This is a genomic window from uncultured Flavobacterium sp. (genome assembly GCF_963975005.1).
GTDB lineage: Bacteria > Bacteroidota > Bacteroidia > Flavobacteriales > Flavobacteriaceae > Flavobacterium.
Map to the genome: position 1 here is coordinate 1 of NZ_CAXBFR010000102.1, position 10340 is coordinate 10340.

The following is a 10340-nucleotide window of genomic DNA, read 5'->3' on the forward strand; positions in this document are numbered from 1 at the left end:
AAGAGGTGTAAAACAAGCCAACTTTACAATCTTAAAAAAATCTAATTGCCCAGCAATATCCTTAGAACTAGGATTCATTTCAAACGAAAACGATAGAAAATATATCACCAGCGAAGAAGGTCAAAACGAAATCGCAACAAACATCATAAAAAGCATTCAATAACTCATAATAATTGAATTTAAAAGGGAAAAGCACAGAGAAAGTAAAATTTCACCTGTGCTTTTTTTATATCAATTTCCAACTTCTGCCTTTTAAATTCTAAATCCCACTCAACCCATCAATTAAAGCATCAATATCGTCAGTAGAATTATCATGACAAAAAGAAATTCGCAAAGAAGGTTTCTTAATATCCTCATCAGCTAAAATCTCAGCCAACACATGAGAAGGCTTAATACTTCCACTCTGACAAGCACTTCCTCTCGAAACTGCAATACCTTTCATATCCAAATTAAACAAGATCATAGCCGTCTTCTCTTCCGAAAAGGGCAACAAAACATTAACAATGTTATAGAAAGTAGCTTCACCATTTACTTTTAATCCTTCAAAATTGGATTTCAATTGCTCTAAACAATAGGCTTTTAAAGCACTAATGTGTTTTTTATCTGCTTCTAAGTTTTCAATACACAAATCCAAAGCCTTAGACATTCCAGCAATTTGATGAACCGCTTCAGTACCAGAACGCAATCCTTTTTCTTGAGAACCACCATGCGTAAAAGGTGTTATGGAAGCCGTTTTTCTAATAAACGTAAACCCAACTCCTTTTGGTCCGTGAAACTTATGGGCACTTGCTACGATAAAATCAATAGGATATTTAGTTAAATCAAGAAGTTCTTTCCCAATAGATTGTACCGTATCACAATGAAACAAAGCTTTATTTTCTTGACATAAAGCACATACTTTTTCTAAGTCTAAAACCGTTCCTATTTCATTATTCACATGCATTAACGTAACCAAAGTCGGAATATCTTGTTGAAGCAATGTTTCTAAGTGCTTCATATCAATCGCACCAGAAGGCAAAATTGAAACAAAGTCAACTTGTATACCAAATTCTTTTTCAAGCGCTAAAACAGTGTATAAAGTAGCATGATGTTCAATCTTAGAAGTAATGATACGTTTAACTTGTTGCGTTTTTACCAAAGAAGTTAAAATCCAGTTGGTTGCTTCTGTTCCATTACTCGTAAAAATAATTTCTTGAGCCGAACAATTTAAGTGTTTTGCAATGCTTTTTCTAGCCGTTTCAACTAAAGTTTTAGCACTTCTACCAAAGCTGTGTGTTGAAGATGGGTTTCCGTAATCGTTTTGCAATACTTCAATCATTACTTTAATAACTTCTGGATGTACTGATGAAGTAGCAGCACTATCTAAATATATACGTTTTGACATTCGATTTTAATAATTTAGGCAAAGATACAAATAAGAAATTCCAAAAATGAAATTCCAAATTCCAACTTTAGCAAAAAATTGGAATTTGGAATTTATGATAATGAGATTTTCATTTTCATGGAAATTAGTGACTACCTTCTACTTCTATAGCATCGACATCGATGTTTTGTTTTTTCAGAATTCCTTTCACTAAAATTGCGAAAAGTGTTAAGTAAGCAAAACAAACAACAGCAACAATATACGATTGGTGAATTCCAATAATATCAGACAATTTCCCTTGAATTGGCGGAATAATTCCACCACCAAGAATCATCATAACCAAGAAAGCTGAACCTTGAGAAGTATATTTTCCTAACCCAATAATAGATAAACTAAAAATGGATGGCCACATTATCGAACAAGCTAATCCACCAGCCAAGAAAGCATAGATGGCAACTGTTCCTGTTGTGAATAAACCGATTAGCATTGCTATGATTCCGAAAGTTCCAAAAATAGTTAAAGTTCTTGCTGGTTTATCTTTACTCAAAAAGAAAGCACCAATTTGAATGAAAACACAGAATACATAATAATATAATGGTTTCATATCTTTTCCAGAAAGTATATTAACTCCAAGAATAACTGCAAAAGCCACTAAAGGCACAATGATTAAAGCTATAGTTTTCTTAGCACCTTTTAAATCAAAAACACTAACAGCACCAGCCCAACGACCAATCATTAAACTTCCCCAATACATAGAAATATAGGGTGCAATATCTGAAGATTCTAAACCTCCAAATTCTTTTAGTTTTAATAATTCACCTAAATTACTTCCGATTGCTACTTCAACTCCAACATATGTGAATATTGCAAGCATTCCTAAAACCAACTGAGGATATTGCATTGCTCCCCAACCTTCTGCTTTCTTTTTAGCTGATGTATAAGAGAATAAAATTCCTCCTATAATAACTGCTAAAGCTCCAAAAAGCCAATACATTCTGTAGTGTTCTAAATTTGACTTTAATTCAGTTAATTTATCACTTTTAGTTTGCATTTCTATTCTATAAATAGTTAATTCATCTCCTGTATAATCTTTTAATTTTTCAATATTTTTATCCGTTTTATCAAAGTCAATTGCTTTTTGAAGGGATTCTATTGTCTTAGCATCTTCGCTTTTATAACTTTGAAAAACTGGAGTAAACATTACACCTAATAAAATTGTCATTACAACTAATGTTTTTAGGGCTTTATTTGCTGGTTCAATAGGTTCTTCAGAAATACCTGAGGGCACTTTCTTTGAAAAGTAGAATAATGCAGCTGCTGCTATGAAAAGTAATCCAACGCAAACATATAAGATTACTACTTTATTTAATTCTAATAATTTTATTTGTTCATCAGTTACGGAAGAAGCTGTTCCAAATAAAGCTAAAGCAATTACAATGGGACCAATAGTTGTTCCGAATGAATTGATTCCACCACCAAGATTTACACGACTTGCTCCTGTTTTTGGATCACCCAATAAAATAGCAAACGGATTGGCAGCTGTTTGTTGCAATGAAAATCCTAAAGCAACTATGAACAATCCTACTAACATTCCTGCATATAGATTAGCTTCTACAGCAATAATCATAGCTCCAGCTCCAAGTGCTGAAAATAGTAAACCATAAACTATACTCTTTTTATATCCCCATTTTCCAACAATATCTTTACCGGAACTATTTCCTAAAGCAAACAATAATAAAGCACCAATATAATAGGCTGTATAAAAGGCAAAATCAACTAATTGTGATTGAAACTGATCTAAAGAAAAATAACTTTTACAAAAAGGAATAAAAATACTGTTTCCAGCAGCAATAAATCCCCAAAAGAAGAACACAGTTATTAAAGTATAAAGTGCTGGGTAATTAGTTTTTATAAGTGAACTCATCTAAATTTTTAATTTGGTTTGTTAATTTTCAAATATAGTAGAATTTTTAATTTGAAAAGGTTTTCAATGATTTTAATATCATAATTTTATCAAAAAAAATTTATAATATAAAGATTAAAGTTATTTTTGCTAAAAATATTTCCCAATGAAAAAGCTTTTATTCCTTATATCAATTGTTTTTATGTTCAATTCTTGTGATGATGGTGACATTACGCTTGAGTCTTTTAATTTTTCGGGTCAAGAAATTCAAAAGTGTTCAGATGTTAACAAGACTTTTTTATATAAAATAAATAATGATGAGTTATTATTATTAGATATTACGGCTGAGCCTTATACTTATGATCCAACTCAAACCGCTTTTCCCTACACAAAATCTTACGAAATTGATGCTTCAACAACTTCAGTGTTATATAGATTATACAACGACACTGTAACAACAACAACTATTTGTAGTACAATTGCACCTGCAAGTCCAACTGTAACCAATGAATGGAAAGCATCAGGAGGAACAATTGATGTAACTACAACCCAACGTTACGACACAGACGGAACAACTTTGCTAGGATATACTTATTCTTTCAAACTTGTAAATGTAAATTTTTCAAATGGTACTAATAGCTTTAGTTTTGAAGAATATTTAGTTGGAAGCTACCAAACAACAATCTAATTTACTTTTTCTGTAAAAAATAAACTTCCATAGCACCTTGACCATATTTTTGGTAATTGGCTTCTTGGACTGTTATATTTTCGTATCGTCTTAATAGGAAATCTAATTCACTTTTTAGAACTCCTTCACCAACTCCATGAATTAAAACCAACTTAGGAATTCGGTTACGAATAGCAAAATCCATTTGTCGTTTTGCAGTGTCCATTTGTATATTTAAAATATCATAATTGCTTAATCCGGTTTTATTTGGGACTAGTTTTTCGATGTGTAAATCTACTTCTAATGCAAAAACTTCTCTTGAAGATTTCTTATCTTTAGTAAAAGTTCGCTTTTTTTCTTCTTGTTTTTCAGCTTTTACTTGACTTATAGCAGAGTTTGAGATAAAGCCTCTCAAGTCACTGGAAATTAAATTTTTAACCAATTCATTGACAAAATATGTCATCGGAAAACCATCGCTTGTTTCAATGGTAATTTGATCAGAATTTATTCCTGTAACAACTCCATCAATCGCATCGTCTAAAACTGAAACTTTATCTCCTATTTGAAAATCTGACATTGCTTTTTTATTTAATTATTTCAGTATCAAAAGTAAAAAAGATTAAAGGATTTAACTACAATTACATTTTTTATTTGTAAAATTGTATGCAAATAAAATTAATTTTATGGAAGAATATATGGTTCCCTGTATGAACAAATCAATATTTGGAATTGACTGTATGGGTTGCGGAACACAAAGATCTTTAGCTTTATTGTTAGACGGCGAATTCATTGAAGCCTTTAAAATGTTTCCTGCAATTTATACGTTACTCCTATTTGGCCTTACCATAACCTTACACTTACTAGATAAAAAAAGAAACTATTTAACACCCATAGCTGTTCTTGCAGTAGCAAATGGCGTTATAATGGTTGTGAGTTATTTTTATAAAATTTATATAAACTAAAACCAATAAACTAAATTTAAACAATGGAAAAACAAAAACTACCTAACGAACAAGCCATAATGATTCTTGGAATAGTATCTTATATCGGATGCTGTTGTACCAGTGGATTTGGAGGTCTTGTATTATCAGGAATAGGATTATTCTTGGCTAAAAAAGCTACTGATGTCTACAATCAAGACCCTGAAACATATAGCTTAAAAGGTGTAAACACTTGGAAAATTGTAAACTTAGTTGCTTTTATCTTAAGTATACTTACAATAATCTACTACATCTACATGAAAGTCACAGGAAAAGACATAGAACAACAAGAACAACTTGAAGAACTGATTAGACAGTTTAGCAATAGATAACAACAAAAAAGGCTTTCATTTCTGAAAGCCTTTTTTGTTGTTTAAAACAATATATTATTTTTCAAACTCTTTTAAAGTCTTGGTAATTATTGAAACACAATCTAACAATTGTTCTTCTGTCATTACTAAAGGTGGTGCAAAACGAATGATGTTTCCATGAGTTGGTTTTGCTAATAAACCGTTTTCAGACAATTTCATACAGATATTCCAAGCGGTTTCGCTTTCTTCTGAATCGTTTATGACAATTGCATTAAGCAATCCTTTACCTCTAACTAAAGAAACAATCGAAGAAGTTTCTATATATTTATTTAATTCACTTCTGAATAAATCACCAAGTTTTCTAGCATTTTGAATTAGGTTCTCATCCTTAACTACATCTAAAGCAGCGATAGCTACAGCAGCAGCGATTGGATTTCCTCCAAAAGTCGAACCATGTTGTCCGGGCTTGATAACATTCATGACATCATTATTTGCCAATACAGCTGAAACTGGATAAACTCCACCAGATAAAGCTTTTCCTAAAATTAATAGGTCTGGTTGAACATAAGTTGCTTGTTTTTCGCAAGCATTTTCACAAGAACAATCTCCACAAACCGCTAAAATTGAACCCGTACGAGCAATTCCGGTTTGAACTTCATCTGCAATAAACAAAACGTTGTTGTCTTTACATATTTTTTGAGCTTTGGCTAAATAATCTGTACTTGGTACATAAACTCCAGCTTCACCTTGAATAGGCTCAACCAAGAAACCAGCTATGTTTTTAGATGATTTAATGGCTTTTTCTAAAGCTTCTATATCGTCATAAGGAATTCTGATAAAACCTGCCGTAAACGGACCGAAATTCTTTCTGGCGTTTTCATCATTTGAAAACGAGATAATAGTTGTAGTTCTTCCGTGGAAGTTATTGTCACAAACTATTATTTGTGCTTCTTGTTCTGAAACACCTTTTTTCTCATAAGCCCATTTTCTACAAATTTTGATAGCCGTTTCTACAGCTTCAGCACCTGTATTCATCGGTAATACTTTGTCAAAACCAAAGTATTTTGTAATGTATTCTTCGTAAACTCCTAATTTATCATTGTGAAAAGCACGAGAAGTTAAGGTTAATGTTTTGGCTTGCTCAATCATCGCTCCAATAATTGCAGGATGACAATGTCCTTGATTTATAGCTGAATAAGCTGAAAGAAAATCATAATATTTTTTTCCATCAACATCCCAAACATAAACTCCTTCTCCTTTTGCTAATACAACTGGAAGTGGATGATAATTGTGAGCACCATATTGATCCTCTAAAGCAATTGCATGATTAGCAGCATTTTTTTCTAAAACTGACATAAATGAATTTTTTATACCCAAACTCGTTATGGGTTATTTTAAAATCAACCTATCTTTTGATAGGCAAGATTCCTTCTTTTGGAGAGAAATCATCCATACCCTACAAATGTAAGAAAAAGAAATTCCAAAAAGAAAAATCAAATTCTAATTTTTGAAATCGGCTTTCTAATTCAATTAAAAACTTTATTGAAATAAAAAAATCCTCTATTAAAAATAAAGGATTTGATTAATTTATAATTAATTACAAACTTAAACTAAAGTAGCACTTGAAGTGATTACAGTGTCTAATAATTTTGATATTGGACAATTTTTTTCCGCTTTAGTCACTAATTCTTGAAATTTATCTTCAGAAATTCCGTCAATTTTAGCTTCTACAATTAAATGCGAACCAATGATTGAACCTTCTACTAAGTTTATTTCACACTTAGTTTGGATACTTTCTATCTTATGACCTAATTCTCCAATAAAAGCTGACAGTTGCATAGAAAAACAACCAGCATGTGCTGCAGCAACTAATTCTTCTGGGTTTGTTCCTACTCCATCTTCAAAACGTGTTTTGAATGAATATTGTGCATTATTTAAAGCCGTACTTTGTGTTGATATTTTTCCGTTTCCTGTTTTAACGTCACCGTTCCAAACGGCTGTGGCATTTCTTTTCATGTTTATTTTTTATTGGTTATTTTATAAAGTTACAAAAAAGCAATTTGGAAATCACTCTTGCATTTATTGATATAACCAATTCATAAATAAAAAATAACTATATGATAAACTTACAAATGCTATTCTTCAAACATTTCTAGCAACTTATTTACGGTGTTCCAATTCCTTGAAGTTGCCGTTACATTTAACTTTTTTTCGATGTATTTTTGAGTCAATTTAGTATTTCCTGCTCCAGTTTCTAACTTCATGTAAATTCTGTTTCCATCTATGAATGCTTCATCTGGTTTGAATTGACTTATTTTTAAATCATTTAAAGCGTTATTGTTTAATTCTTTTGAGATAAAAGCAACGTATAGTTTCTTAGTATCAATATCTTTTTCTTTGAAAAATGGATTATTGGTCAAGCATTTTTCTAAATCCGATTTGTTGATTACAATTGTAGGAACATCAAAACCTAATTGTTTTACTATTTCTTGTTTAATAGTAAATCCAACACTTTGTGCATTTTCATCTTCTGATTCTAAAAACACATTTCCTGATTGTATATAGGTTTCAATATTCTGAAATCCAATCTTTTCTAGCATGCTTTTTAAAGCATCCATTTTAATCATGTTGTGCCCTGATACGTTTATTCCTCTTAGTAGTGCTAGGTGTTTCATAATGTAAAGATATAAAAAATCCCAACTTAAAAAATTGGGATTTAGTGTTTATAATATTAGCTTTTCAATTAATTATACATTTTAGCTCTTTGTTCCTTAATTTTTGGATCATCTAAATATTCGTCAAATGTCATGTATCTATCTATAACTCCGTTTGGTGTTATTTCGAAGATTCTGTTTCCTACAGTTTGTGCAAATTCGTGGTCATGTGTTGTGAACAACATTGAACCTTTAAAGTTTTTTAATGAATTATTAAAGGCTGTAATAGATTCCAAATCCAAGTGATTGGTTGGTTCGTCCAACATTAATACATTGGCACGCATCATCATCATTCGAGAAAGCATACAACGTACTTTTTCTCCACCCGATAAAACGTTACATTTTTTTAGCGCTTCTTCACCAGAGAAAATCATTTTTCCAAGAAAACCTCTAATATATACTTCGTCTCTTTCTTCTTCTGTTTTTACCCATTGACGCAACCAATCTACCAAATTTAAGTCCTTGCTTTCAAAAAAAGCATGATTATCTGCTGGCAAATACGATTGGTTTGTTGTTATTCCCCAATCAAATTCTCCTGAATCAGGTTTTTGGTTTCCGTTTAAGATTTCATAAAAAGCTGTTGTTGCTCTAGAATCTTTAGAGAAAACTACAATTTTATCTCCTTTTGCCATGTTTAAATGTACATCTTTAAACAAAATTTCTCCATCAGTCGAAGCACTTAAGTTTTGTACGTTTAATATTTGGTCACCTGCTTCTCTTTCTGTATCAAAAATAATCGCTGGATATCTTCTGCTTGAAGGTTTGATTTCGTCTAAATTTAGCTTATCGATCATTTTTTTACGAGAAGTTGCTTGTTTAGATTTGGCAACATTGGCAGAAAAACGACGAATAAACTCTTCTAATTCAGCTTTCTTTTCTTCAGCTTTTTTATTTTGTTGTGCTTTTTGTTTCGCTGCTAATTGACTACTTTCATACCAAAACGTATAATTTCCAGAGTAGTTATTAATTTTTCCGAAATCAATATCTGAAATATGTGTACAAACTGAATCTAAAAAGTGTCTATCGTGCGAAACTACTAAAACTGTATTTTCATAATTAGCCAAGAAATTTTCTAACCAACCAATTGTTTCAAAATCCAAATCATTGGTAGGCTCATCCATAATTAAAACATCTGGATTTCCAAAAAGAGCTTGTGCTAGTAAGACACGGACTTTTAGTTTCCCTTCCAAATCACCCATTAAATTGTAGTGATAATCAGCAGAAATCCCCAAATTAGAAAGCATTGAACCTGCATCAGATTCCGCATTCCAACCATCCATTTCGTCAAATTGCAACTGCAACTCTCCTATTCTATTGGCGTTTTCTTCATTATAATCTAAATATAAAGCATCCATTTCGGCTTTCACCTTATGTAAAACTTTGTTACCCATCAAAACTGTTTCTAATACCGTATTTTCGTCAAACATATTGTGATTTTGATTTAAAACCGACATACGTTTTCCTGGCTCAAGAATCACTCTTCCTGCAGTTGGATCCATATCTCCTGCAATAATCTTCATGAAAGTTGACTTTCCTGCACCATTTGCACCAATAATTCCGTAGCAATTACCTTGGGTAAAGGTAGCGTTTACTTCATCAAATAATATACGTTTACCAAATTGAACCGATAAATTAGAAACTGTTAACATGCTAAATATATTTTTTGCAAAAGTAGTAAATTACGTTTACTTTTTTGTGTTAAATTCGTAGTTTTTTATGGTCTTATTTAGAATAATAATAGGTTTAATTTAACTATGCTTTAACAATGCCATTAAAATGTAAACTATAAATTTGTTTTCGAAATAATATAGCATGATAAAATATTTACATTTATTACCTTCAGTTCTAGCATTGTTATCATTAGGCATGTTTACATCTTGTGACAAAAAACACAGTGATGAAGATTTTACAGCTTATTTTGGTGGCGAGGTTATTAATCCTCAAACAAATTATGTCTTATTTCTAAAAGACAATGAAGTAATTGACACTATATTTTTAGACAAAAAAAATCGTTTTCTACACAAATTTGATTCCTTAACTCCAGGGTTATATATTTTTAAACATCAACCAGAATATCAATATGTATATTTTGACAAAAATGATAGTTTAATGGTAATGATTAATTCTAAAGATTTTGACAACTCCATAGTTTTTTGTGGAAGAGGTGGTGAAAAAAATAATTATCTAATGGAAATGTATCTTTTAAATGAAAAAGATCGTTCGAGTATGTATGATGTGTTTTTTAGAAATTCAAAAGATTTTATTAAAAACATTGATTCCAGTTATGCCCTTAGAAAAAAGGTTTATGAAAAACATAAATCAAAAAATGAATGGAATGCTAATTTTGATTCCTTAGCAATAGCTAGTTTAGAATTACCCCATTATTATAAGAAAGAGGTTTA

At 31.0% G+C, this 10340-nt stretch carries 10 protein-coding genes and 1 pseudogene; 4 read left to right on the plus strand and 7 right to left on the minus strand.

The features are described from left to right. Positions 1 to 259: 259 nt before the first annotated feature. Positions 260 to 1384 carry a cysteine desulfurase family protein gene (locus AACZ53_RS11330; RefSeq protein ID WP_339838443.1) on the minus strand — a complete coding sequence of 375 codons (1125 nt, stop codon included), beginning with the start codon at positions 1382 to 1384 and terminating at the stop codon, positions 260 to 262. Positions 1385 to 1508: 124 nt separating this feature from the next. Continuing rightward, on the minus strand, positions 1509 to 3287 hold the full coding sequence (locus AACZ53_RS11335; RefSeq protein WP_339838445.1) for an MFS transporter: 1779 nt from the start codon (positions 3285 to 3287) through the stop codon (positions 1509 to 1511). 145 nt (positions 3288 to 3432) lie between these two features. On the opposite strand from AACZ53_RS11335, the gene AACZ53_RS11340 reads away from it, so the two are divergent. Further along, a complete protein-coding gene (locus tag AACZ53_RS11340) occupies positions 3433 to 3954 on the plus strand; it encodes a hypothetical protein (protein ID WP_339838447.1) in 522 nt (173 codons plus the stop codon). A 1-nt stretch (position 3955) separates the two neighbouring features. Here the strand turns inward: AACZ53_RS11340 and AACZ53_RS11345 are convergent, their stop codons facing one another. Further along, positions 3956 to 4510 (minus strand): Smr/MutS family protein, encoded by a 555-nt coding sequence (locus AACZ53_RS11345; RefSeq protein ID WP_339838450.1) that lies wholly within the window; start codon positions 4508 to 4510, stop codon positions 3956 to 3958. A 106-nt stretch (positions 4511 to 4616) separates the two neighbouring features. Here AACZ53_RS11345 and AACZ53_RS11350 point away from each other — a divergent pair, with 106 nt between their 5' ends. Together AACZ53_RS11350 and AACZ53_RS11355 are read left to right on the plus strand one after the other, a co-directional pair. After that, entirely contained in the window at positions 4617 to 4895 is a 279-nt protein-coding gene (locus AACZ53_RS11350) for a DUF2752 domain-containing protein (RefSeq protein WP_339838452.1), read from the plus strand. Between the two features lie 23 nt (positions 4896 to 4918). Then, positions 4919 to 5245, plus strand: a complete 327-nt coding sequence (locus tag AACZ53_RS11355) for a CCC motif membrane protein (RefSeq protein WP_339838454.1) — start codon at positions 4919 to 4921, stop codon at positions 5243 to 5245. 54 nt (positions 5246 to 5299) lie between these two features. Here AACZ53_RS11355 and rocD read toward each other — a convergent pair whose 3' ends face one another. The 4 genes from rocD to AACZ53_RS11375 form a co-directional block, all read right to left on the minus strand. Next, complete coding sequence (gene rocD, locus AACZ53_RS11360; RefSeq protein WP_339838456.1) at positions 5300 to 6580, minus strand: ornithine--oxo-acid transaminase; 1281 nt, start codon at positions 6578 to 6580, stop codon at positions 5300 to 5302. A 249-nt stretch (positions 6581 to 6829) separates the two neighbouring features. Next, positions 6830 to 7240, minus strand: a complete 411-nt coding sequence (locus AACZ53_RS11365) for an OsmC family protein (RefSeq protein ID WP_339838459.1) — start codon at positions 7238 to 7240, stop codon at positions 6830 to 6832. Positions 7241 to 7359: 119 nt separating this feature from the next. Next, on the minus strand, positions 7360 to 7902 hold the full coding sequence (locus tag AACZ53_RS11370; RefSeq protein WP_339838466.1) for a DUF1697 domain-containing protein: 543 nt from the start codon (positions 7900 to 7902) through the stop codon (positions 7360 to 7362). A gap of 65 nt (positions 7903 to 7967) precedes the next feature. Next, positions 7968 to 9587 (minus strand): ATP-binding cassette domain-containing protein, encoded by a 1620-nt coding sequence (locus tag AACZ53_RS11375; protein WP_339838463.1) that lies wholly within the window; start codon positions 9585 to 9587, stop codon positions 7968 to 7970. 163 nt (positions 9588 to 9750) lie between these two features. Between AACZ53_RS11375 and AACZ53_RS11380 the strand changes: the two are divergent. Next, positions 9751 to 10340: pseudogene (locus AACZ53_RS11380) on the plus strand (hypothetical protein); the annotation flags it as partial.

Bases quoted from the DNA above. Each gene is read 5' to 3' on its own strand.
- AACZ53_RS11345 (WP_339838450.1), bottom strand. From the start codon at position 4,510: ATGTCAGATTTTCAAATAGGAGATAAAGTTTCAGTTTTAGACGATGCG.
- AACZ53_RS11350 (WP_339838452.1), top strand. From the start codon at position 4,617: ATGGAAGAATATATGGTTCCCTGTATGAACAAATCAATATTTGGAATT.
- AACZ53_RS11355 (WP_339838454.1), top strand. From the start codon at position 4,919: ATGGAAAAACAAAAACTACCTAACGAACAAGCCATAATGATTCTTGGA.
- AACZ53_RS11330 (WP_339838443.1), bottom strand. From the start codon at position 1,384: ATGTCAAAACGTATATATTTAGATAGTGCTGCTACTTCATCAGTACAT.
- AACZ53_RS11375 (WP_339838463.1), bottom strand. From the start codon at position 9,587: ATGTTAACAGTTTCTAATTTATCGGTTCAATTTGGTAAACGTATATTA.
- rocD (WP_339838456.1), bottom strand. From the start codon at position 6,580: ATGTCAGTTTTAGAAAAAAATGCTGCTAATCATGCAATTGCTTTAGAG.
- AACZ53_RS11340 (WP_339838447.1), top strand. From the start codon at position 3,433: ATGAAAAAGCTTTTATTCCTTATATCAATTGTTTTTATGTTCAATTCT.
- AACZ53_RS11335 (WP_339838445.1), bottom strand. From the start codon at position 3,287: ATGAGTTCACTTATAAAAACTAATTACCCAGCACTTTATACTTTAATA.
- AACZ53_RS11365 (WP_339838459.1), bottom strand. From the start codon at position 7,240: ATGAAAAGAAATGCCACAGCCGTTTGGAACGGTGACGTTAAAACAGGA.